Origin of the sequence: Bartonella sp. 1-1C (assembly GCF_002810325.1) — a bacterium.
Taxonomy (GTDB): domain Bacteria; phylum Pseudomonadota; class Alphaproteobacteria; order Rhizobiales; family Rhizobiaceae; genus Bartonella; species Bartonella rochalimae.
Genome location: NZ_CP019489.1, coordinates 1,232,501 through 1,255,302, shown reverse-complemented (window position 1 = coordinate 1,255,302; position 22,802 = coordinate 1,232,501). Strand labels below are relative to the sequence as shown.

The following is a 22,802-nucleotide window of genomic DNA, read 5'->3' as shown; positions in this document are numbered from 1 at the left end:
AAATGCATAAAGACGAAAAATTTTTTAAGAAACCGTGAGTGATTTATATTTTAGGGTATGGTTTAGGTAATCTTTACATCACCATTTATAAATTGTCCTGCAGAATTTGTTATTATTTTCTTCATTTTTTGCCAAATTCCACTGCTTGAATTAATCATTGTTTTTGCAGGTAACGACTGAATGCCCCAGAACAAAACCTCAATGTGTTCAAATCGTTATTTGATCTTAACTCTTTGTGTTAAGAAATGGAATTTTACTCTTAAGGGGAACTGTTGTGATGGATTATGTTTTATGATTTTTGGATTAAGAGTCTTATGGACAGGGCTTTTGCAGAGAGCAGATATCTGTTTTTGAAAAGTGTCCTCTTTGAAGAGGATTATATAGTGTTTCATAATGAAAGAGCGAGTTCTGTCGGTTAACAAAGGTTATAGTGCACAATGACAACCGCTCAGATTACCTTAATTCCAAAACTTATCCCTATTTTTACTGGAAAAGCTGATGTTCGTGCTGCTTGGGGAGGAAGAGGATCAGGGAAAACACGCTCCTTTGCTTTGATGACAGCTGTGATTGGCTATCGTTACGGAAAAGCTGGAGAACGAGGCATTATTCTCTGTGCGAGGCAATTCCAAAATTCATTGGCTGAAAGTTCTCTTGAAGAAATTAAACGCGCTATCGAATCCTATTCCTTTTTAAGCGACTATTATGAAATTGGGGATAAATATATTCGATCAAAAGATGGCTATATCGTTTATGCTTTTGCTGGCCTTGACCGCAATATCGCTAGCGTTAAATCTATGGGGCGTATTCTGCTTTGTTGGGTGGATGAGGCAGAACCTGTGACTGATGCTGCTTGGCAAATCCTGATTCCAACCCTAAGAGAAGAGGGAAAAGAGTGGCATTCCGAATTATGGGTGACATGGAATCCTTGCCGAGAAAATGCTGCTGTTGAAAAACGATTCCGTTTTACCGAAGATCCTAATATCAAGGGCGTTGAAATCAATTGGCGCGATAATCCAAAATTTCCTGCAAAACTTAATCGCGATCGAAAAGCTGATTTAGAGCAAAGACCTGAGCAATATCAACATATTTGGGAAGGGGAGTATCTGCAGGCAATGCAAGGGGCTTATTACCAAAAATTGCTGCTTGAAGCAGAACAAGAAGGGCGCATTACTATAGTGCCACGTGATCCTCTGATCCAAGTCAAAATCTTTTGGGATATTGGTGGAACCGGTGCGAAAGCGGATGCAACCGCTCTGTGGGTGGCTCAATTTGTCGGACGCGAAATTCGTGTTCTCGATTATTATGAAGCACAAGGACAGCCCTTATCAGAGCATATCGGATGGGTTTGTCAAAAGGGCTATGAAAAAGCACTGATGGTCTTGCCTCATGATGGAGCTACAAAAGATCGTGTCTATAATGTCAGTTTTGAAAGTGCACTCCAACAGGCTGGGTTTCGTACTCAAGTTATTCCTAATCAAGGTGTTGGTGCTGTCAAAATGCGGATTGAAGCTGTAAGACGATTATTCCCCGCTATATGGTTTAATCGTGAGACAACAACCGCTGGGCGCAAAGCCCTTGCTTGGTATCACGAAAAACGCGATGAACAACGCAATATTGGTTTGGGAGCCGAACACGATTGGGCAAGCCATGGGGCTGATAGCTTCGGACTGTTATGCGTGGCCTATGAACAACCCAGTGCTCACAAAAAACGAGAGGCCTATCGGTCGCGTCCCTCTTCTTCTACAACATCATGGATGGCTTTTTAATGAATATGCAGACTGCTTCTAATTCAATTGACACCCTCGAACATCAGGCGCTTTTTCAAAAGCTCGTTAATTGGTATCAAGAGGATATTGTTCATGTTGAGCAATGGCGAAAAAATGCTCAAGAAGATTACGATTTTTATAATGGGCGACAGTGGAATGAACAAGATCTTGCTGTCTTACGGGAACAAAACAGACCTGTCATGACATTTAATCGTGTTGCGCCTTTGATTAATGCCGTCGTTGGAACTGAACGCAATAATAAACGTCATGTTCAATTTATTCCACGACAAGAAGGTGCTGCTATCGCTAATCAAATCCTCACTGGAGCGGCAGAATGGTTTCGCGATGAGGCTCATGGTGAATATGAAGATTCCGATGCTTTTCAAGATACTGTTATTTGTGGGATGGGATGGACCGATACTCGGCTCGATTATGAAGAAGATCCTAGAGGAAAACCCGTCATTGCACGGCTCGATCCTATGAAAATGGTGTGGGATACAAGTGCCGTTAAACCTAATCTTATTGATGCTCAGCGGGTTTGGTATATTGACGAAAAACCACTGGAAATTGCACAAGAAATGTTCCCAAATGTGCATTGGAGTGAGCTGAATGCGGATTGGGTGCAACAACAAACGGGAATGAGTTTGCATAGCGTTGGGGATGGAGATTACCAAAATGAAAGTTTCGGGGGTGATGAAAATATTCTGCAAAGCCCTAAAATGGTTACTCTAGCTGAATGTCGGTGGTTCGAACGTGAAGTCATCTATAAGGTTCTTAATCCTCAAACTGGGCAGTTTACTGAGTATTCTGAACAGGACTTTGAACAGATCAAAAAAGAACTTCCTACGTTGCCCGCAACAAGAATGACAAAAAAGGTTGTGAAACGGGCTTTTTTAGGAAAAAAATTGCTTGAAGCTCCTGATAGACCATTGGTTCCTTCTAATCAGTTGGGATGGGAATGTATTACTGGGACATTCGATAAATTAAGTCGACAATTCTATGGAATCGTACGTCCAGCCAAAGACCCTCAACGTTGGGCTAATAAATATTTTAGTCAAGTCATGCATTTGCTCAATAGCCAATCCAAAGGCGGTATCATGGCAGAGCGGGATGCCTTCGATGATGATCGACAAGCAACAGAAAGTTGGGCAAGAGCCGATAGTATTACTTGGCTAAAAAATGGCGCTGTGGCTGCTGGAAGAGTCCAACCAAAACCCGTTGCTCAGTTTCCGAATGGCTTTTTTCAACTTTTTAATGAAGCAAAAGGGGCTATTTCTCAAGTAACAGGATTGTCTCCTGAATTTGTGGGAACACGCTCCGTCAATCAACCAGGGATACTCGAAGAAAAACGCCGGCAATCTTCGCTCAATCTTTTGGCTGCTTTCTTTGATGGATTGCGTCGCTATCGACAACGACAGGGAAAAATAATTCTTTATCTTATCCAAAATTATCTCTCTGATGGCCGTTTAATCCGTATTGCTGGAGAAGACAATGCTAAATATGTGCCTCTTACACGGGAAATGGTCACAAGCTTAGAGTATGATATTGTGGTAGATGATGCGCCAACAAGTACAAACGAAAAAGAACGGACATTTTCTGTTATTATGCAATTGTTGCCGCTTATGCAACAATTTGCAACACCAGAGATGATGCTCGATTTTCTGCACTATTCACCTTTACCAGCATCGCTTATCCATAAAATTAAACTCAAAGCGCAGCAAAACAGTCAAGCGCTTACTGAGCAACAAGGGCTCCAACAATTCCCAGAAGGAGCAGAAGGCATCCGTATTGCACAAGCTTTACAGAATCTTGTGGGATGAGTTTATTGTTTTCAGAAGGAGTAAAAGGCATCTGTGTTGCATGAGCTCTGCGGAACTTTGAGGGATGCATCTCCTGTTTCTAGAAGGAGTAGAAGATATCCGTGTTGCGTAAGCTCTACAGGATTTTGAGGGATGCGTTTATTGTATATGTGCTCTGCATGGGTGAGGGGCATTTTGTTGTTTTAGGCAAATGAGGAAAGCATAATGAACGAAGAAACTTTAACATTGGAAGAACAGCACATATGGGAAAAGCATTCTTTGCAAGAGACAAATGAGAGTGGGGAAATAGATTCTGGGAGAGACGAGGGAGGTAACGTCCTTGCAGAAGAGGACGATGAAAATGAAACAATCTCACTGGAGCAAGAGAGTGAAGGTGATCAGAGTGAAGAGCCAATGCAAGCTCCACCAGATCCGAAAAAAGACTTTATGGGCTATCTGCAATGGCTTGGACAAATGCTTCAAAACAAACAGGAGACATCAGAGGTTCAGCAGACTGCTTCGCAGGGGCAGGAGATTTCAGAAGCAGAGCGGTTGCAGTCTTTTTTTCATCAGTCTGTGGAGACGGTCAAAAAAACACATAGCGATTTTAATCAAGCTGCTGATTTTGTTTATGAAATGCGTGCAAAGCAATTGGCTGCTTGTGCTTCTCTTTATCCTGAGCTGACAGATCCGAAAGTTATTGATGCCATGATCGGGGATGAATTGAAAAAGATTGTGCAAGATTGTCGCGAAAAGAATAAAAATCCTGCCGAAGTGATTTATACAATTGCACAGACTATTGGCTATACAACACCACAAAATCATAAAGGTGAAATTATACAAGACTATCAAGGTCAAAGTATACAAGAAACTGAGGAAACAAAGAGCCTACAAGAAAGTGTATGGGGGGAGAAAGCTTTTCAGGAGAGGCAAAACTCTGCCCGTACCCTTGTAGCTTCTAATGGTTTGAGCCCTAATGGACCAATTTCTTTGGATCTTCTCGATAAGATGTCCGAGGGAGAATTTAATGTTTGGATCGATAATCCAAAAAATAAAGCTGCTTTTAACCATTTAATGAGTGGGGGAGGGCTGTAAAGAGAGGAACAATACTAAGGAGATAAGACACTAAAAAATAACTTTCTATTCTGAGTATCAGAATAAGAAAAAATAAACATCCGGTACAATACCGGTTTTTTTATATAAAAATTATGAGGGGGAAAAATGGCTGCAACTCGCATCGGACTTAATCATCCAATGGCTGTACGTACATGGTCGAAATTACTGAATCAAGAAGTCTCAAAAGCAATTTCTATTGCACCACTTATTGGAAGAGATTCCAATAGTATTATCCAATTGAAAGATGAAACCAATAAAGCGCATGGAGATTCTATTAGCTTTGGTTTACGTGTCCAATTGTTTGGTGAGGGGGTTACCGAAAAAGATCTCCTTACAGGAAAAGAAGAAGATTTGCAATTCCTGACTGATCGCTTGGTTATTAATGAACTTTCTCATGCTGTACGTGTTAGAAATGAAGGCACAATTGATCAACAGAGAACTTTACATAATTTACGGACAGAAGCTAAAAATGCTCTTGTCGATTGGTATGCGGATCGTTTGAGTCTGATGTTCTTTCTTCATGTTTGTGGTTTTACAGCAAATAAAATCAATTTTGAAGGACGAACCATGACGATAAAACCTGTGCATTACGGATTTAATCCACCAACTGAACCAACTGATAAACGGATACTGTATCCTAATGGAAAAACAAAAGATACAGATCTTAAATCAAGCGATATTTTTACTCTTCAGTTGATTGATAAAGCTGTTGAACGTGCTAAACTTGCTAATCCAAAAATTAGACCGGTACGTGTCGATGGAGAAAATGTTTATGTTCTTTATCTCCATCCAACACAAGTTACACAATTGCGATCCAATACAGAGCCAGGACAATGGCTTGATATCACTAAGGCAGTTTACAGTGGAAGCCGTATGAAAAATCCCATCTATAATGGATCATTGGGCATGTATAATGGGGTTATCTTACGAGAAGCAGAGCATGTCACAGAAGGCGTAGGACCAGTGTCTGAGGATGGTAAGACGATCTCTATGCTTCCTCATGTACGTCGTGCTGTTTTGTTAGGGGCACAAAGTGCTGTTATCGCTTTTGGTAAGGATCGGGGAGCGACACGTTATAAATTGGTGGAAGAGCTCTTTGACTATGAACGTGATTTTGGTGTTGCTGCAAAAACAATTATTGGCATGAAAAAAACACGCTTCAGTTCAGACAGCGATTCCGAAAAGGCTCAGGATTTTGGAACCATCGTGATTTCAACATACGCTCTCTCTTCTTAAAAAGATATAAAATTCCCTCCTAATTTTTAAACTTTTGGGAGGGAATAAAATAAAAAGGAAGTCACTTATGCCTATTCCTGGATCTTCTTTAACAAAACCTTCTGCTCAATCTTATTCATCTGTTTCAAAATTCTCCGATCATGCCAAAACATTTGGGCAAATGGTAGCGCTGATTCAGGATGAAGTCGATGATACAACAGGGGAGTATTCTGTTCAAATTCAAGATTCTATTTTAACTGCTCTTCGCTTGTGTGAACAGGAGCCCTTTTTCTTCAATAAAATACGGGAAATATGCTTTAAAACACAAAGCGGAAAAACTTGGTATGGATACGAAGATACCGCTTTTCTTGAGAAAGAAATGGTTATTGAGTCTTTGGTCCTTGAGCAAAAAGATGCAGGGCGCATACCTCTTCTTTATAAATCGGTGAAAAAAGCACAAAAAGAATGTAAAAATCATTCAGTTCAGGGAACACCTGTATTCTACACTTTTTTGGACCAACAAATCGGATTGTTCCCAACACCTGATACTGTTGAAACTGTTCGCCTCTTTTGGAGACCAGTATATTTTTCCGATAGTTTCACTCTACAAGGTGAGAATCCTTGGTTTTTTTATGCTTTCGATCTGATTAAAGCACGGGCAAAATATGAACTCTATAAAAATATTCTCAAAGATGCTGAATGTGCTGCTGTAGCATTTAACGATTTTCAAGAACAGCTCCAACTTTTGCGTTATGAAACGTCGCGTCACGAAGGATGCTCTCATATTCTTTCAACGGGGTTTTAAATGGCTTTTTTTCCTCTTGCGGATTATCGTCCCGATGTTGCTCATATCAATAGTCTCTTTACCGATGAACTTGTTAATGTGCTCCCTGCAGATGGGTCTTATATTCCAATGCCAAGTTTTACCCCATTATCAGAGCCTTGTCCGGGGGCTATTTTAGGCGCTATCGCTGTCAAAACAAAAAATGGTGTATCAATTATTGTTGGAACAGAAAAAAAAATTTATCAGCTCAATAATACAACTTTGCAGTGGAAAGATGTTACGCGTAAAAATAGATCCTATTTTGCTAATATTGATGCACCTTGGTCTTTTGCTTTATTTGGTGATTATGTTATCGCTGTTAATGCGAATGATAAGCCTCAAGTTATTGATATTAATCAAGATGAAAATTTTAGAGATTTAGGTGGAAATCCCCCACAAGCAGGAATTGTTCGCGTTTGGGGTGATTTCGTTTGTCTCATGAAATTACCCGAATATCCACGACGCGTTCATTGGTCTGGGTTGAATGATCCTGAGTTCTGGACTGTAGGGAAAAAAAGCTGCGATTATCAAGACTTTCCCGATGGGGGATATGTTCAAGGGGCAACAGAAACAACAAATCCGTTGATCTTTATGCGTTCTGCAATTTATGCCGGCTCTTTTATTCCTGGATCTAAGATCATCTTCAGTTTTCAGAAAATACACGATAAACGGGGTGCAAAAAATGCTGAATCAATTGTTTGTCGTGGAGATCTGGCTTTTTTTGCCGATGAGGGAGGATTCTATCAAATTACGACCGATGGGCGAATTTCTCCGATCGGATTTGAAAAAGTCGATCGAACCATGGTGGCAAAAATCTCAGAAAATCAATTATCTACTCTGAGTGCTGCAATCGATGGCGTGTATAACCGCGTTTATTGGGTTATTGATGCCGATGAAACGATCGAAGAACGGATCTTGCTGATCTATGATTGGGGATTGCAAAAGTGGACCAAAGCGACTGTAAATATCAAAATGATCTTGCCCATTTTTCTGACTGGATATACCTTGGAAGGACTTGATAGGGTCTCAGAAAGTCTGGATGATTTACCTTTTTCTCTCGATAGTAAAGTATGGCAAAATGAAACACCAATTCTGGGAGCCTTCGATCATGAAGGGAGGCTCGGATCATTTTCTGGGCCTTCTATGGCTTGCATCATAACTTCACAAGAAATGGGACAGACAAATGGTATGGTAACTAGGGTAAGAAATATTATGCCCCAAGTGAATAGTAACACATTTCATTTGTCGATTGGTATGCGCTTTCGTCAAGCCTTTGATGAAGAAACTGTTTGGTTGCCAGAAAAACAACCTTCTACACATACGGGACAAATTCATTCTCGTGCTAGGGCGCGCTTTTATCGCTTTAAGCTTCGGATACCAGAAGGAGTCAATTGGTCTCATGTAACTGGATTCGATGTTGAGTTGAGGCCTGCCGGCATGCGTTAAGCATGCCAAATATAAGATTCATGCGTTAAGCATGCCAAAGAACAGGATTCATGCGTTAAGTTTGCTAAGGCACAAAACTAGAGTGTTGAGGATGTTAGGATAAAAGCTTAATACCGTAAGTATGCTGGGGCAAGAAGCTGATGTGGTGGGTCATTCACCAAGATTCTAAGTGAAGGAACGTAAGAGAGCATGACAATAGGATTGTCCTACTGTTATGCTGGTAATGCATAAAGTGTTTCTTCTGGAGCAAGGCAGATTTAATGGCAGGATTATGCGTGTGCATAAGAGAATGCTCTAGATAAACGGCGAGATATTTTATGGAGATATGGTATGTGTTGAGTATAGCAACAAAAAAACTTCTGGCGAAAGCAAGGTCAAGAAGTTGGGATGCTATGCCTTGGAAGAAAAAGAAAAAAGCTCAAATCATCACACAACGTTCAGATCATGAAGATTCTTATTCTCTTCATTGTACGCATCAGTGGCCTTGGGAAAAAATGGCTCTTTATCGAGAGGCTATGAATGCAGCTATGAGGAAATATGCTCAACGATTTCCCCATGATGTGTGTTTGAAACACGTAGCTGAAGAGATCGTTGGTGGGCAGGTGCAACTGTGGTTGATTTTAAAAAATAGAACTGAATTTAGTGCTTTTGTAATCACCAAAATTGAAAAAACGCACGATGGAAAAAAACGCGTTGTTATTTTAGACCTTGCTGGCCAAGGAGGGATCAAACTTGTTTCATTGATTGATCAACTCGAACAATGGGCACGGACTATCAAGGCTGATGAAATTTTGACACTGGGAAGATCTGGGTGGGCGAAAATGCTTGTTCATCACGGATATGCTATCAATTTTATTCATTATAGAAAGGTTTTAACGTATGAGAAGACGGACAAGCCCTCAAGTTCAAACAACGACACAAACGAATGCTCCACCCTCGTGGGCAGAGGATATCTTAAAACAGGCAAGCGCTGAAGCTCTGAATTTATATAATAAAGGTATAGGGGGAAATGTCTATCAAGGAGATCGACATGCTGATTTAAGTGAAACAACACAAAATGCTCTCAAGGGTTTAGAAAATGCAGCCAATCAATATAATAATTCAGTCTTTAATGAGTGGCTTATAGAACCCACAAAAAGTGCGCAAAATCTCTCTGAGATGGCAGCTGGAAATTGGATGGGCAATAATAGCAAATTTAATGATGCCCTTAGCAGGGCATTGAATAAAACATCTGATGTTGTTAATCAGTCTATGGCAGGAGCAGGACGTTATGGCTCTGGTGCCCATACCGGTGTGCTCACCGATGAATTGGGAGCGTTGGCAACTCAAGCAACCGCACAACAATATAATCAAGATGTTAATCATATGCTTAACGCTAATCAGATGATTGATCGTTCGATGCAAAATCAAGTGAATACGGCTAATAATTTCTATCAAGGACAAAGCAATGCTCAAAAGAATGCTTTGAAAGGGGGAATGGTACAAGATGCAAATAAGCAGCATGCTTTGGATGTAGAGCAAGAAAAATGGCGCGAACAGGATAATCAAGCTTGGAACCAATTGGAAAGATTGCTGCAAGTTGGAACCACAGCTGCCGGTAATTATGGAACAAAAACAGGAGAATCCACGACTATGCCCTCAATCACAAAGGATCCCTTACAGGATGCACAGCGTGTGCTTGGCTTGTTGAAAGGCATTATTGGTCTTTCTGATGTAAACGTTAAAGAAAATATCGTTCTTGTAGGGGAGAAGAACGGCTATCCTCTCTATGAATTTAATTATAAAGGAAGTTCGCAACGCTATCGCGGGGTTCTTGCTCAAGATCTCGTTCGTTTGAATCCCGATGCCGTTTATATGAATATAAAAACACATTTATTACATGTAAATTATAACAAGCTCGGCTTTGGATTGGAAAAGATCAAAAAACCAAAGAAAAAATTCTTTGCCTTTTTTTCTTCTTTCTTTTCTTGGTTGTGGTCTGCAAAAAAAGGATAAATCCTATGAGCTCAATTTATGATTGGTCCCTTGTTGCGGCTGAGAATGCTCGCGCCGACGAAATAATCAACTGGGCTGAAGGACAACCTCCAAGTTCAGTGAATGATAGTGCTCGTGCCATGATGCAACGCGTCAAAGAATATTTATCCGATATCGGCGGAACCGTTGAGGTTAAATTTACTATAACGGCTGAAGAGAAAGAAGAAAGTAAGAAAACAACTTCTATTCATTTGACAACTAAGGCTCCTTATACAGCTTATCAAAATGGTATTGTGCTTCGATTTAAAGCTCAAGAAACGAATGTCGGAGCCACAAATGTTGTCTTAAATCAATTGTCTTCTCAGCCAATTTATAAAGGAACACAGGAGGGACTCCGACCGTTGACCGGTGGCGAGATGCAAAAAGAAGGGCTTTATGAACTGGTCTATTATTCGGAAATCGGTGAAAAAAAAGAAGAAGGATGGTATTTAACCAATCCAGCTGTTGTTCTCCCTAAAGTCAGTGTTTTTCCTTCAGGCTTTATTGCTTCTTTTGCAACGAAAAAAATTCCGGATGAATGGTTATTGTGTGATGGTAAAGCTTATGCCCGAGGGGAATATGCAAGTCTTTTTGAGGCTATTGGAGAAGTGTGGGGGAAAGGAGATGGCACAACAACTTTTAATGTTCCCGATTTTCGTGGTATGTTTTTACGGGGATTGGATAGTGGAAAAGGAATTGATAAGGACCGTATTTTAGGAAGTGCGCAAAAAGACTCTTTTAAATCTCATGACCATACCGGAAAAACAGATGAAGCAGGATTGCATGATCACATATATACAGGATACGAAGCGGCAGATGATGCATTAGGAGGGGGAGGACTTATCAGACGTAGATGGACAGAACAAAGATATACAGCTGATTCCGGAGAGCATACTCACAAATTAATCATCGATAAAACAGGGGGAAATGAAACACGTCCCCAAAATATGGCCGTTATTTATGCCATTAAGATATAAAATCTTTCTGTGCTAAAAACAGAGAGAGAATTTCTGCTTTCCTATGGGGAAGGGGCAAAATATTGGTTGCAGTCTCTTGAGAAACACTAAAATGGAAAAAGAAGTACCCTTTCTAAAGTTTCCTTTCTGCTCAAGATTTCTTTCATAAAGGCTTCCTTGTTTGTCCTTCTTTTTTCGTAGGATAAGGGAAAACATCGATGTATCTACAATCATTATTGTGGAGGCGGAATAAAAATTGTGTAAGGATCCAAGAGATCCTGCTTTTTAAAATGAGGAGCTAGCTTGGTTTTTTTCATGAAGAAAATGCTAGTGCAAAGATAAAGTATTTTCCATCAATAAAAATGATTCTTCATCCTACATTTTCTATTCTTTCCAACGAATTATTGGGAGAATAACGAGAATTTCATCTACAATTATTGAAAATATAGGCTCTGACGGCTGTTCAATAATGAAAAGAAGACAGGATAATTGATCGGTGAAAATAGAAAAGTTTCCTCATGGACTGTTGATAAATCCAAGAATAAAGGAAAAAATAAAATGGCACTCTTTCCATTTTCAATCGCTGATATTGATGATCCTAGTCATATTCGTGTTGTTCTCTATGCGAGTGGAAGAATGGGACATGCTCCTTTAAATGCATTGTTGAAGCAAATCCTGCAAGAAGGAAAGCGTGAAGATAAAAAACACCAAAAAAACTATATACAACTTTTACAGCGTATTACGGCTTTGGAAGAACAATTGACAACAGGAATAAAAGATCATAGCGTTTCATCAAAAAAAGCGGGAAAATTTCCAAAATGAGCACTTAATTATCCACTTAAGAGTGCACGATCAGGGGGAGAGCATTGATTTTAATCACCTTATAGACGGTTTATGGAATTAGGAAAAAAGATCATAGCTTTTCGTTAGAAAAAGCGGGATGATTTCCTAAAAATAAACACTTAATTATTCACTTACAGAGTGCACGATCAGGAGGAAAGCATTGATTTTAATCACTCTATAGGCAGTTTATGGAACTAAGAAAATGCGGAAAATATCAAAAGAGGGGCTTGCACTTATTAAACAATGGGAAGGGTTACGTTTAAAGGCTTATCAAGATGTTATTGGTGTGTGGACAATTGGATATGGTCATACAGAACAAGCAGGAAAACCTGTTGTACAAGACGGTATGGAGATCACACAGGTTGAAGCAGAGGCTATACTTCGACAAGATTTGAAACAATTTGAACAAACTGTGGAACGCGAAGTCACCCAGTTCTTAACCGATGAACAGTTTGCAGCTCTCGTATCCTTTTGTTATAATATAGGAACGGAGGCATTTTGTAATTCCACGCTCTTAAAAAAGCTGAACAAAGGAGATTATGAAGCTGTACCGGCCGAACTGCAAAAGTGGATAAGAGCAGGAGGAAAACGTGTGCAGGGATTGGTGCATCGACGTGCAGCTGAGGCTGGTTTGTGGGCTAAAGGGGCTTATGTTTCTTCTAATTATCAAAAGGTGGAAACAACGAAGAGCATGCCTTTTTTCAAAGCAGAAGTTTTTGCACCATTGATTGCATCTTTTTCAGGTCTTACAGGATTTGTTACGGGACATGGTCCTGTACAGTGGGCTTTGGCCGGTATTATGATTGTGGCTGTGATTGTGGGCATTATCTTGTATATTGATACGGTGAGGAAAGAACAAAAGTGATTTTTTTATTTCGGTGGGGTTTTGCAATCCTTTTGGTTATTGTCATTGCTTTGAGTAGCTTTTTTTATGGACGTTCTTTTGAAAGGACAAGGTCCTTGATGCAAGCGATATCAGCTCTTCAAAATCGTGAGAAAATTAATGCTGAAACTTTTACTCTTTCTCCTTTTAGCCTCTGTCGTGCTCTTGGAGGGATGCCAAAAGAATGTGCCGTTCTCTTGCATAGGATGGAACAAGCCTCCAATCATTAATAAACCAGCACATTTAGTTCAGCAAGAACCTTTGTTATCACGTTGGATTGTCGAAACAGACCGCTTTGGAAAAAAGCAGAAATGCTGGTGAACATAAAATAAAGGAAATTTGATCTTCAAAAAAAGCTCAGTGGTCAGAGTGAAAAAGAGGGAGGAATATAATGATACGAATATTGTGTCATTCTATTCGCTCATTTTATTAATTTCATTACACCATGAGATGATGGTGTGTGTTCTTTAATGGATTATACCTATGAAAAATTGTGCAAATTGAATGAAGAAAAAGAAAGAAAAGAAACAAGATGAGTATATCATAAAAAAAGATTTTAGCCTTGGAAAAAAGCAAGATTCTTTTCTTAAAATGAACGAAAGATTGCTTTTTGATGTAAGACAATTGATAATAGTTTTTTGTTCTATTCAACTTTCTTCTCAAGTATGATCTGTTCTTGGTAGAGTAAAGGATACGCTGTTCATGGAAAAAAGACTCCGCGCCAGGCGAAAATCCTATCGCAAAAAATTATATAAAAAAATTACTTTTTTTTGTATTGTTCTTTTTTGTGTACTGACTTTTTATTTTGTGATGAAAACAATTATCGGTCACTTTTTTTTCAAACAAGAGGTTGTACAAGAAGAATCTGTTAAATTAACTATCCCAACATTTGATTTTCGTGTTTATTGTAAAGAAATTGCAGCTTTAGCTGTGCCCGATATGGTACAACAAGTCTATCAGCGTTGTTTTATTCTAGAAAGTCAGGCTTTTTTTGCGATTCGCAAAATGTGGGAAGAGGTTTCCGATGATGCTAAGAAAAAATGTATAAAAATTATTCGTCCAGGAGATGGAAATTATTTTTTGCTGCGTGACTGTCTTCTCGGTGAGAAGGAAAAAGGTGAAGGAAATAGCCAGGAGCATCATCACTTTTAAGGTCTCCACCTTTAAATTTCTTGACATTTATGTAAAGCAGAAATTGCCTTTAAGGGTATCGAGGGTTGCCTGATACTGGAAGGTTTCTTTCAATGATATGATTCCTCTTTTCAGAGGAAGAAGAATTGTAGATAATAAGATTCTTACTCAAATTGCTCAATTTTATTGCTTCTCAATTTATATTCATGTTCTCTCTCAGACTCTTTTCTCTCTGTAATCTTTCCACCTTGTTTATAGTGTATGCTATTCGTTCTTCATACTTATATATTCTGCTAGAAAAGGATTAAAAGCTCTCAGTTTTAAAGGTAGAGATGATTGTGAGAGGTGATCTAGTATATAAGCAATATCATCTACAAACACATCCAAAGATGGATCTTTGTGTTGATCAAGTCGGTTGCAGGAACACTGACATGTCTGGCATGTTTCAACAACAATAGCACCTGAACTCTTGTTTAGATTAGAGGAAGAAACGCTTTGGATTGATTCGCAAAAGGTGCATTGAAGAAGTGGATAATGCCATAAGGTGCCGCAATAAAGACAAGAGCAAAGTCGTGTACCTTCTTCTAATTCTGTCTCAACAACAATGCTGGCTGAATGGGTTCCCCTACAGGCAGGGCACAGATTCTGTTGTTGTACCTTTATGATTTCAGTATTAAGCTGTGAAGCCGCCAGAGAATAAATAATTTGTAAAACGCCAGTGATAAAAAGGTGCTCTCCTCCTTGTTTGGGTGGAATTTCACAATTGAGTATATTGCTTCCCCAAAGGCGCCATTGATCTTGTTGAAGACGCATTCTGCTTAAAGCTTCTTTTTGTTTTATAGGGAGTGCATAAGTTGACATATTGTTTAAAAAATCATGCACAACGCTTTCATAAAAACCTAATTCTAATATTTTTGATCGATCAATAAAAGGAGTAGACATGGTACTAAAACGAGCAAGTGCACGAGAAAAATCTTTAAATCGTTTGACTGATTGTTGTTGGATTGTGCAAAAATGAGCTAGAAAGAGAAGGGTATCTTTAGAGGAGTGAGTGGTGGCTAAAGATGTAAAGCGCTGAGCTCGTTTTGCAAACAAAGCTTCACTCTCAGGAAATTTTATCATAAATAGGGTGTGTGTTGTAGAAGGAGTGTCTAGTCCTTCTGAATCTTTTTGGTGTAGCATGATATCCCTCTTTTGTATTTTGCTTATAACCTTTTTTTCTTATAAAAAGCTTACAATTATCATTTTTAAGATTACTTGAATTTATTTTGCTGTGCGGATCTGCGTAGTATGGAACTTTTTTCCGCTTTTAGGGATTGTCAGTACGAACTTTTTGAACGAAAATTAATGAGCGCGAAAATATGAAAGGTGAAATGTCTTGTGAAGAGGATATTTTGCCGCACATTCGTCTATTAAACAGCATCGGGATTCAAAAAACAAGATCTTGAGCAGGAACTTCGCGATAGCGTTGTGAATTTTCTTTATAATTAAATTTGTAGAGGGGGTAGCCTTTTTATAACGTTAAAAAATCAAGCAGTATCTATATTCGGAAAAATGGATTTAAAAAGGAGATATATTCTTTTAAATCCACAACAGATGTGTGTATATTTGCGTTTTTGTGTTGTTTTTCGACAATACAATGATTTTTTTTAATGAAATTGTGATTTATTTGAAAAAAACACTTGGCATTTTCTGTGAACATCTCTAGGTTTCTGCCTGTAAGCGGAGAGATAGGGAATTTTGGGTTAAGTATTCCGTACTATTTTTGTGTGATATTTCAAAATATATACTCTTATTAAGAAGCCAAGGAATATCGTTTAAGTTAAGTGAAACGGGGATGGTTCAATAACTAAATTTTGAAAGTGATGAGCATTATAAAAAATAATGCAATGAGAGAAAATTTAAAGAGCAATAAAATCCAAAAGGGATAAATATGAGGCCACAGCAGAATAGACGCGTACGCGGTCGCAACAACAATGGCAATAATAATCGTCGCAGTCCTAATCCGTTATCTCGTAATTATGAAAGCAACGGGCCAGATGTTAAAATTCGTGGAAATGCTCAGCAGATCGCTGATAAATATATAAGTCTTGCGCGTGATGCGCAAGGAGCGGGTGATCGTGTTATGTCTGAGAATTATTTGCAGCATGCTGAACATTATTTGCGTATTATTTTAGCAGCTGCTGATCAAATGTCGTACTCTCATAAGCGTGATGAAAATAACGAGCAGGAATGTGAAGAAATAAGCGCTGAAGAAAATACAAGAGAAGATAATAATAACGAAAGACCGTCCTTGCAAGAGCAGTCATCAAAGAATGGTGACGGGCGAAAAAATCAAAGAAAAGGGAAGTATACATCTGATGCATTAGATGAGAATTTTCGAGCTGATAAAGCTGAGCAGCAAGAGCAACAAACTGCTGAAGAAGGAGCTGAAGCTTTCAAATCATCACGGCGTCTTTCACGTTCTCGTAGGGGCCGTGTTTCAGAAACTTTATCCTCTAAACAATCAACGGCTGTTTCAGATAGTGCTGAAAAAGTTATGGCAGAAAAAATTGTTCTTCTTCCTTTATTAAGCGAAAAAGAGCAGAAAAAACCACGTCGACGCCGAGCAACATCTTCTTCAGTGGAAGAAAATACTTAAACATTTTAAGATGTTTTATTCATTTTAGAAGGTGATATTTTTATTTATTCTTCTTCGATTCATTATAAAGAAGAGCTAGAATCCGTTGTTTTTTCTGTGATGTTGACCGAAAAAACCGAAAGAAGCTCACCGGTTAGGTAATTATAAATCATAAATTTTGTTTGTCCTTCTGGTGTTAAGAGTCTCAAGACCATATTTTGCTGGGAAAGACTTTGCGATAAAATTTGCGTTTTTGCAGGCAAAGATAAAGTATGATGAGGCACTGAAGAAGATAAAGACTGTGCTGATTTTAGCGTTGTCTCAGGTTTTATGATTTTATAAATGACTCCAACAAAGACAGCAAGAATTAACAAAAGTGTAATAGAGATGGAAATGATCATCAAACGCATCAATTTTTTTCTCACCTGTTCTACGGCAGGATCTAATGGTGTGTTTTGCGGAAGCACGCAGGGCTCACTGTTCTGAGCTTTGGAATCGGAATCATACATTGGTTTATGCCTTACTATTTATTGAGTGCTGTTATTGACTTTTTGCTCGTCAACCAAATGTATACTTTTAATCGTTTTCGTTCAATGAGAGAAGATGCTTGTGGAAGAGAATAGCTGTGCCCATTTGCATTACAATGCTGAGCGTACGGCATCATCAGTATTTTGTTTTTTTAGGAAAAAATTGCCTTTGTTTGTTACAGACCAGATAAGGGTTACTTCTTGTTGTGGTACGTTGGCAGGGATATTTGTGCATTGAGCGAAGATTTGTTCTCCATAAGAGGTAAATTTTTTAATTGAGGGTATAATTTTTTGCTCACATGCTTGTGCTGTGGGATAAATTTTAACCATGGTTTTATTGGAATAACAACTGTTAAAATCATCTGTGCATGAAACCAGTAGAAGAACAGCAATAACAGGATTCATAATGTACTTATCCGAATAAAATATAGAGTATTGAGAAATTGTGTGAGAGGTAGATCCTCTAGATTCTAAATAATCTCAAAGGATTTTCGTTCCAAAGAAATACTCTATCTTGCTGTTGTAGGAGGAAAAGAAAAGCTAAAAAGCATCAAGCTTTGATAATTCAGGGTATAAATTCTCTGTTGCTTGAATGGCTTTATTCTTATCCGCAATGCTCGATCGCTTGATTTTTTATTCGCAATGCTCGGATCGTTTTATCTAAGACAAAATATCAAAATAATTGTTAGAAACAGATAAACAATAAATCAATCCTTCGTCTGTTAATTTTAAAAAAGCTGAACCATCAACTGCAATGGGGACAATTTTATCTAAAACCGTATTTCCAAAACAAGCTTTCTTATGTGCAGGAAGAAAGATTTTCTTTTTAAATTCTTCACTCCATGTGATAAAAAGTTGTGTTTTTCCTTGGGCTATTGTGCTGACTGTGCAAGTAATAGAAACAGTTCCTTCGTCTTGTGATAAAGCACCAAAAGAAAGCGAATTAATAATTAATTCATGAAAAGCCAATCCAATATGCAAAACCGCATTTGGAAAAAGATAAGGATCGATGCCCTTGATGGAAAAACGCGTCTTTTCTTTTACTAAATAGTTTAAAATTTGTGTTTTTACTAATTCATGAAATTGAGCGCCACGCCAGTCAGAGTCGGTAATCAGATCTTGAGAATGAGAAAGAGAATGAAGACGTCCCTGAAATTTTCGTAAGAAGGTTTGCAGCGATTCTGTATAACGGGCAGTTTGGGTTGCAATACTTTGGATAATTGCTAAAAGATTTTTAGAACGATGGCTAACTTCCCGTAGTAATATTTTAAGGACTTGTTCGCGACGGCGTAGACCTGAAATATCAACGCCTGTAGTGATGATACCAATGATTTTTCCATTTTCATTCCGATGGCAATCAATAGAAAATTTATACCAAATGGTTTGTTTGGACATATCTTCAAATCGTGCTTCAATAGTTTGTGTTTTCCCTGTTGATAAAACTTGCAGTTTGATGGTCTCCATGTTATCCGCAAGATCGATTGAGAAAAAATCACTGTCACGACATCCAACTCGCCATTTTTCTTTCAAAGGTTGCGGCAGGTTTTCTGCCCATAAATAGATCAGATTTGTTGTTTGATATAAAACACAAATATCAGCGCCACGGATTGCTTGCAGTAAAGCGCTGAGATGTGATCTGTCTATAGATGTGGTGGAAACAGGGGGCACGAACATAATCATTCCCTTCTGTTAGGCCGCTTTAGATGCATTCTCTTGGAAAAATAAAGCTTGTGAGATGAGGGCTTTGACCATATCAGGATTAAAGGGTTTGGTGACCAAAAAGGTTGGTTCTGGCCGTTCTCCAGTGAGCAATCTTTCAGGAAAAGCCGTAATAAAGATCACTGGGATACAATCATTTTTTAAAATATCGTTGACTGCATCAATACCAGAACTGTTATCGGCTAATTGAATATCAGCTAAAATGAGGCGTGGTTTTTTCTGGTGATACATGACAACAGCTTCATTATGGGTTCGTGCGATTCCTATCACTTGATGTCCAAGGCTTTCAACCATTTGTTCAATATCCATGGCAATGAGAGGTTCATCCTCAATAATCATAACTTGTGTCGCAATTTGTTGAGAAATATCAAAAGAGGCTTGGCTAAGGAGCTCATGAAACTTTTGTTTATCAATTTTCATGATTTCTCCGGCTTCACTTTCATTAAATCCTTCAACAGCAATCAGCAAGAAAGCTTGTCGTGCACGAGGAGTGAGATAGGATAATTGAACATTGGCTTTTTGTTCAAAACCGAATTGTGGCAGTGGCTCAGCAATATTGGGTGTCGTTTGATCAAAAAGGTGGCAAAAGAGTTGATACGTTCCAATGCGATCACTGGAAGTTTGGGGGAAAATGGAAAAATCAACAATGAGCGCTTCTAACATAGCTGCAACATAGGCATCACCAGAAGTTTGGCTGCCTGTGATGGACCGAGCAAATCGTCTCAGATAGGGAAGATGAGGGGCGATGCGTTGTGATAGGGACATGATTTAGAACTCCTTCAGCTTGCGAAAGCATTTTTATTTTTTCAATCCCTTATGGATAAAAAAGTTCCTGCTTTCGGTATGGAACTTTTTAGGAGGGACTATATTTACAACTTTAAAGAGAAAAATCTTCTTTCACTACTATATGGGTTAAGGGGCTAAAAAATGAACAACTTTGGTGAAAAAAATCTCACCGATTATTTGACGTTTGAAGATGATCTTCTCGGCGCAAACAGTGAAATAGCACTAAAATTGCGTCAATTTTATATGCAAATTCAAGAAGAGCCACTTCCCCTACATTTGCTGGAACTTTTGGACAAATTAGAACAGGCAGAACAAGATAGTCTTCGTTCTGAAGAAAAAAGGTTTGATCCCTTATGACGCAGAGCTCAAAAGATTTTAAACAAGAATTGCTTTTCGTTTTACCAGCTTTACGCGCTTTTGCTGTTTCTTTGAGTGGCACACATGATAGAGCTGAAGATTTGGTACAGGATACCCTTATGAAGGCATGGGCTAAGCAAGAAAGTTTTGAAATGGGTACCAATATAAAAGCATGGCTTTTTACGATTTTGCGCAATGAATTTTATAGTCAAATGCGGAAAAGAGGAAGAGAAGTGCAAGATAGTGACGGCGTTTTCACTCAAAATATAGCTGTTCATCCTGCTCAATATGGGGCGCTCGATTTGCATGACTTTAAAAAAGCCTTAAACACATTATCAGCTGAACAAAGAGAGGCAATCATTTTAATTGGTGCTTCTGGTTTTTCTTATGAAGATGCAGCAGCTATTTGCAATTGCGCTATTGGAACAGTTAAAAGCCGTGTAAGTCGTGCACGCAATCGTTTGCAGAAGCTTCTCGAAGTTGATGGTGATACTGATTATGGTCCCGATCTTTGTTCGGCTGGAAGTATCTTATGTTCTTTTAGTGATTAGGAACACAAATAATGATGGGTGAGATCATAGTTTTATTCTTGTTATCGCTATAGAGAAATCAAAATTGTGAGAATGAGCAGAGCCTTTTATCTCGCCTTATAGGAACAAGAGCAAAAACGAGGATATAGAAAATAATTATCTTTCTTCAACTCTTAAAGAAATAAAATAATTTTTTTCTAAACTAAAGAGTGCTGATTTTTGGATTCATTGATGGAAAGTATATGATAACAAAGGCGAATTTGTCTTCTAAAATACCCATTTCTGGTTCAACAACATCACGTTGGCGGTGGGGAGCAATTATTGTTTCTCTTTTCATGGCTTTTTTGGCTTCGACCTTTATTATTCTGTTATCCAATGCCGTTGATCAGGAAATTTCACAGTTAGATACAAGCTCAGAATTGCGTGAACAAGCAGATTTAGCCCTTATTAGTTTAATCGATATGGCTGCAGCAAATCGAAGCTATGAAAAAAACCGTCGAGTGGAAGATAAAATGCGCTTTGAAACAGCAGTTCTTCATCTCGATGATATTCTCAATTATATTGCCCTTCTTGTTCATTCTCATTCACAATGGTATACGTGGTTTACAGCTTTTAAAAAAGAGATCAAAGCACGTACAGCAATCATGAAGGACCATATGATTGCTCTCGATACATCTTCTGATCAGTCCGTTCATGCCTCGGCGTTTCCTGAAGTTAAGACAACTCAAGTCACGAGTTTAGTTCAATTAATGACCAATTTTATCGATGGCGATGATATTGAACGACAAAAAAAACGTGAAGATATAGCGCTCATGCGTGCTGCTTTGACTTTGGCTGCTATTGTGTCTGTTGTGAGCACTTTTATTTCTGCCTATTTTGTTATTAACCGTTTTCGATCCGATATTCAGTCTTTAAAAACCTATCAGTTACTTCTTCATAGTGAGAATGCAGCTCTTGAAGCCCGTGTAAAGGAACGGACACAGGAGTTGGAAAAGGCTCGTAATTATGCGGAAAAAGAACGCTGTCGTGTTGAAATGTTGTTACAGGATGCGAGCCACCGCATTGGCAATTCTCTAGGTACGGTTTCTTCTTTGCTGGGTTTGCAATTAAATCGAAGCAAGAATGAAGAAGTTCGTTCTGTTTTGGGAGCAGCACGAGATCGCATCCAAACAATATCAGCAGCGCATCGTCGTTTACGTTTGAGTGATGATATGGAAACAACATTATTGGCAGATTTTCTTAATTTGGTTGTGCATGATGTTGAATTGGCTATACCATTTGAATTACGTGAAAATATCATTATTCATAAGGATTTCAAAGACTGTCGATTATCTTCAAGAGATGCTACAACACTTGGAATTATTCTAGGTGAATTGCTTACAAATTCTTTAAAACATGCTTTTCCTGATAAACGTCATGGGAATATTTATATTTTTTGTGGACTTCAGAAGAATGGAAAAATGGCTCTGATCGTTGAAGATGATGGCGTGGGGATGTGCAGTCAAAATGCAGAGCTAAAAACAGGACTCGGTCGTTTGATTATAGAACAGCTTTGTATGCAATTTGGTGAGAAAGCACTGTTTGAAACATCCGATTTAGGAGGAACAAAGGTGATCATTCCTTTGCCAAAGATCATAGGAAAATGTTCAGAGGGTTTTTAATGCTCTCTATCAAAATTTTTATTGATACAAGCATTTAAATTTCTCAATAAAATTCTCTGTAAAAAACATGATAAAATTTGGGGTAAACAAGTTCTCAAGCATTGACAGTATGCAATCATAACAATTCATTAAAGTTCTCATGTACAAGTTAGGAATGCAAAAAGAGTTTTACTGAATTGCTCTTAAAAAATCTCTTTAATTCTTTCTTTTACAGAATTTTTCTGTGATCGAAGAGACGAGAACAAGAGAAAAGGAATCTTGAAAAGTGTTTTTCAAAACATAGTTTTGACTTTCTTTCTTCTCATGAGAGCAAGTGAAAAATGTTTCTATCCAATCGCGATGATGCAGGAGAATTCACCATGATCTTAGGCTTATGATGAAATATTGGATCTCTGTCGTAAAAAATGAACAGAGATTCCTTAAAGAAATATCCCTATAATATTTTCTTGGCTTGATCTTTTTAAACTTCATCTTTGACTTAAATGATTAAGAGATTCAAAAATATAAGTGATGTCCTCTCATAGAAAAGCATCAGCTTGCCTGATATATGAATAAATTAAGATGCATTTTCTGGCTGTGTTACGCTGTATATTAAGGAATCAATATTTTTC

General features: G+C 38.4%; 22 protein-coding genes and 1 pseudogene (1 of these 23 cut by a window edge). 17 read left to right on the top strand and 6 right to left on the bottom strand.

The genetic code is table 11. From position 1 onward, the window contains the following. The first annotated feature begins 437 nt into the window (after positions 1-437). From B11cv2_RS05610 to B11cv2_RS05550, 13 genes and pseudogenes are all read left to right on the top strand, one after another. Positions 438-1,766 (top strand): PBSX family phage terminase large subunit, encoded by a 1,329-nt coding sequence (locus tag B11cv2_RS05610; protein WP_100693679.1) that lies wholly within the window; start codon positions 438-440, stop codon positions 1,764-1,766. Next, entirely contained in the window at positions 1,766-3,586 is a 1,821-nt protein-coding gene (locus tag B11cv2_RS05605) for a portal protein (protein WP_100693678.1), read from the top strand. Before B11cv2_RS05610 ends, B11cv2_RS05605 begins: the two co-directional genes overlap by 1 nt. A 204-nt stretch (positions 3,587-3,790) precedes the next feature. Then, entirely contained in the window at positions 3,791-4,660 is an 870-nt protein-coding gene (locus B11cv2_RS05600; protein ID WP_100693677.1) for a hypothetical protein, read from the top strand. 126 nt (positions 4,661-4,786) lie between these two features. Beyond that, a complete protein-coding gene (locus tag B11cv2_RS05595) occupies positions 4,787-5,917 on the top strand; it encodes a N4-gp56 family major capsid protein (protein WP_100693676.1) in 1,131 nt (376 codons plus the stop codon). Between the two features lie 67 nt (positions 5,918-5,984). Next, complete coding sequence (locus B11cv2_RS05590) at positions 5,985-6,701, top strand: hypothetical protein (protein WP_100693675.1); 717 nt, start codon at positions 5,985-5,987, stop codon at positions 6,699-6,701. Beyond that, on the top strand, positions 6,702-8,165 hold the full coding sequence (locus B11cv2_RS05585) for a hypothetical protein (RefSeq protein ID WP_100693674.1): 1,464 nt from the start codon (positions 6,702-6,704) through the stop codon (positions 8,163-8,165). Between the two features lie 392 nt (positions 8,166-8,557). Continuing rightward, positions 8,558-9,040 (top strand): annotated as a pseudogene (locus B11cv2_RS05580) (hypothetical protein); the annotation flags it as partial. 4 nt (positions 9,041-9,044) lie between these two features. Next, entirely contained in the window at positions 9,045-10,160 is a 1,116-nt protein-coding gene (locus tag B11cv2_RS05575; RefSeq protein ID WP_100693673.1) for a tail fiber domain-containing protein, read from the top strand. A gap of 5 nt (positions 10,161-10,165) precedes the next feature. Next, positions 10,166-11,155, top strand: a complete 990-nt coding sequence (locus B11cv2_RS05570) for a phage tail protein (protein WP_100693672.1) — start codon at positions 10,166-10,168, stop codon at positions 11,153-11,155. A 537-nt stretch (positions 11,156-11,692) separates the two neighbouring features. Continuing rightward, complete coding sequence (locus B11cv2_RS05565; RefSeq protein WP_100693973.1) at positions 11,693-11,956, top strand: hypothetical protein; 264 nt, start codon at positions 11,693-11,695, stop codon at positions 11,954-11,956. 223 nt (positions 11,957-12,179) lie between these two features. Further along, on the top strand, positions 12,180-12,842 hold the full coding sequence (locus B11cv2_RS05560; RefSeq protein ID WP_100693671.1) for a lysozyme: 663 nt from the start codon (positions 12,180-12,182) through the stop codon (positions 12,840-12,842). Further along, positions 12,839-13,090: a hypothetical protein gene (locus tag B11cv2_RS05555; protein ID WP_245406966.1), complete on the top strand. Its 252-nt coding sequence runs from the start codon at positions 12,839-12,841 to the stop codon at positions 13,088-13,090. Before B11cv2_RS05560 ends, B11cv2_RS05555 begins: the two co-directional genes overlap by 4 nt. Before the next feature lie 472 nt (positions 13,091-13,562). Next, the gene (locus tag B11cv2_RS05550; protein ID WP_100693670.1) at positions 13,563-14,012 is read left to right on the top strand and encodes a hypothetical protein; all 450 of its coding nucleotides are present in this window, start codon (positions 13,563-13,565) and stop codon (positions 14,010-14,012) included. Positions 14,013-14,255: 243 nt separating this feature from the next. Here B11cv2_RS05550 and B11cv2_RS05545 read toward each other — a convergent pair whose 3' ends face one another. Next, complete coding sequence (locus B11cv2_RS05545) at positions 14,256-15,173, bottom strand: formate dehydrogenase accessory protein FdhE (RefSeq protein WP_100693669.1); 918 nt, start codon at positions 15,171-15,173, stop codon at positions 14,256-14,258. 751 nt (positions 15,174-15,924) lie between these two features. Between B11cv2_RS05545 and B11cv2_RS05540 the strand changes: the two genes are divergently transcribed. Further along, positions 15,925-16,632 (top strand): DUF4167 domain-containing protein, encoded by a 708-nt coding sequence (locus B11cv2_RS05540; protein ID WP_100693668.1) that lies wholly within the window; start codon positions 15,925-15,927, stop codon positions 16,630-16,632. 62 nt (positions 16,633-16,694) lie between these two features. Here B11cv2_RS05540 and B11cv2_RS05535 read toward each other — a convergent pair whose 3' ends face one another. The 4 genes from B11cv2_RS05535 to B11cv2_RS05520 form a co-directional block, all read right to left on the bottom strand. Beyond that, a complete protein-coding gene (locus B11cv2_RS05535; protein ID WP_100693667.1) occupies positions 16,695-17,120 on the bottom strand; it encodes a hypothetical protein in 426 nt (141 codons plus the stop codon). A gap of 129 nt (positions 17,121-17,249) precedes the next feature. Next, entirely contained in the window at positions 17,250-17,543 is a 294-nt protein-coding gene (locus tag B11cv2_RS05530; RefSeq protein ID WP_100693666.1) for a hypothetical protein, read from the bottom strand. A gap of 255 nt (positions 17,544-17,798) precedes the next feature. After that, the gene (locus tag B11cv2_RS05525) at positions 17,799-18,812 is read right to left on the bottom strand and encodes a PAS domain-containing sensor histidine kinase (RefSeq protein WP_100693665.1); all 1,014 of its coding nucleotides are present in this window, start codon (positions 18,810-18,812) and stop codon (positions 17,799-17,801) included. A 15-nt stretch (positions 18,813-18,827) separates the two neighbouring features. Continuing rightward, positions 18,828-19,622: a response regulator gene (locus tag B11cv2_RS05520; RefSeq protein WP_100693664.1), complete on the bottom strand. Its 795-nt coding sequence runs from the start codon at positions 19,620-19,622 to the stop codon at positions 18,828-18,830. 162 nt (positions 19,623-19,784) lie between these two features. Between B11cv2_RS05520 and B11cv2_RS05515 the strand changes: the two genes are divergently transcribed. From B11cv2_RS05515 to B11cv2_RS05505, 3 genes are all read left to right on the top strand, one after another. Next, positions 19,785-20,000: a NepR family anti-sigma factor gene (locus B11cv2_RS05515; protein WP_100693663.1), complete on the top strand. Its 216-nt coding sequence runs from the start codon at positions 19,785-19,787 to the stop codon at positions 19,998-20,000. Further along, a complete protein-coding gene (locus B11cv2_RS05510) occupies positions 19,997-20,551 on the top strand; it encodes an RNA polymerase sigma factor (RefSeq protein WP_100693662.1) in 555 nt (184 codons plus the stop codon). The genes B11cv2_RS05515 and B11cv2_RS05510 overlap by 4 nt, the downstream gene beginning before the upstream one ends. 221 nt (positions 20,552-20,772) lie before the next feature. Continuing rightward, positions 20,773-22,191 (top strand): sensor histidine kinase, encoded by a 1,419-nt coding sequence (locus B11cv2_RS05505; protein WP_100693661.1) that lies wholly within the window; start codon positions 20,773-20,775, stop codon positions 22,189-22,191. A gap of 556 nt (positions 22,192-22,747) precedes the next feature. On the opposite strand, the gene B11cv2_RS05500 is transcribed toward B11cv2_RS05505, so the two are convergent. Further along, on the bottom strand, positions 22,748-22,802 hold the final stretch of the coding sequence (locus tag B11cv2_RS05500; RefSeq protein WP_100693660.1) for a M23 family metallopeptidase. The gene runs 1,934 nt beyond the window's last position; the window shows 55 of its 1,989 coding nt (coding positions 1,935-1,989); its start codon lies beyond the right edge, outside the window — the gene reads right to left on this strand; its stop codon occupies positions 22,748-22,750.

Coding starts and splice junctions, on each gene's coding strand:
- B11cv2_RS05545 (WP_100693669.1), bottom strand. CDS start 15,173: ATGCTACACCAAAAAGATTCAGAAGGACTAGACACTCCTTCTACAACA.
- B11cv2_RS05585 (WP_100693674.1), top strand. CDS start 6,702: ATGGCTTTTTTTCCTCTTGCGGATTATCGTCCCGATGTTGCTCATATC.
- B11cv2_RS05610 (WP_100693679.1), top strand. CDS start 438: ATGACAACCGCTCAGATTACCTTAATTCCAAAACTTATCCCTATTTTT.
- B11cv2_RS05515 (WP_100693663.1), top strand. CDS start 19,785: ATGAACAACTTTGGTGAAAAAAATCTCACCGATTATTTGACGTTTGAA.
- B11cv2_RS05550 (WP_100693670.1), top strand. CDS start 13,563: ATGGAAAAAAGACTCCGCGCCAGGCGAAAATCCTATCGCAAAAAATTA.
- B11cv2_RS05530 (WP_100693666.1), bottom strand. CDS start 17,543: ATGAATCCTGTTATTGCTGTTCTTCTACTGGTTTCATGCACAGATGAT.
- B11cv2_RS05575 (WP_100693673.1), top strand. CDS start 9,045: ATGAGAAGACGGACAAGCCCTCAAGTTCAAACAACGACACAAACGAAT.
- B11cv2_RS05565 (WP_100693973.1), top strand. CDS start 11,693: ATGGCACTCTTTCCATTTTCAATCGCTGATATTGATGATCCTAGTCAT.
- B11cv2_RS05605 (WP_100693678.1), top strand. CDS start 1,766: ATGAATATGCAGACTGCTTCTAATTCAATTGACACCCTCGAACATCAG.
- B11cv2_RS05520 (WP_100693664.1), bottom strand. CDS start 19,622: ATGTCCCTATCACAACGCATCGCCCCTCATCTTCCCTATCTGAGACGA.
- B11cv2_RS05570 (WP_100693672.1), top strand. CDS start 10,166: ATGAGCTCAATTTATGATTGGTCCCTTGTTGCGGCTGAGAATGCTCGC.
- B11cv2_RS05595 (WP_100693676.1), top strand. CDS start 4,787: ATGGCTGCAACTCGCATCGGACTTAATCATCCAATGGCTGTACGTACA.
- B11cv2_RS05540 (WP_100693668.1), top strand. CDS start 15,925: ATGAGGCCACAGCAGAATAGACGCGTACGCGGTCGCAACAACAATGGC.
- B11cv2_RS05525 (WP_100693665.1), bottom strand. CDS start 18,812: ATGTTCGTGCCCCCTGTTTCCACCACATCTATAGACAGATCACATCTC.
- B11cv2_RS05505 (WP_100693661.1), top strand. CDS start 20,773: ATGATAACAAAGGCGAATTTGTCTTCTAAAATACCCATTTCTGGTTCA.
- B11cv2_RS05600 (WP_100693677.1), top strand. CDS start 3,791: ATGAACGAAGAAACTTTAACATTGGAAGAACAGCACATATGGGAAAAG.
- B11cv2_RS05510 (WP_100693662.1), top strand. CDS start 19,997: ATGACGCAGAGCTCAAAAGATTTTAAACAAGAATTGCTTTTCGTTTTA.
- B11cv2_RS05535 (WP_100693667.1), bottom strand. CDS start 17,120: ATGTATGATTCCGATTCCAAAGCTCAGAACAGTGAGCCCTGCGTGCTT.
- B11cv2_RS05590 (WP_100693675.1), top strand. CDS start 5,985: ATGCCTATTCCTGGATCTTCTTTAACAAAACCTTCTGCTCAATCTTAT.
- B11cv2_RS05560 (WP_100693671.1), top strand. CDS start 12,180: ATGCGGAAAATATCAAAAGAGGGGCTTGCACTTATTAAACAATGGGAA.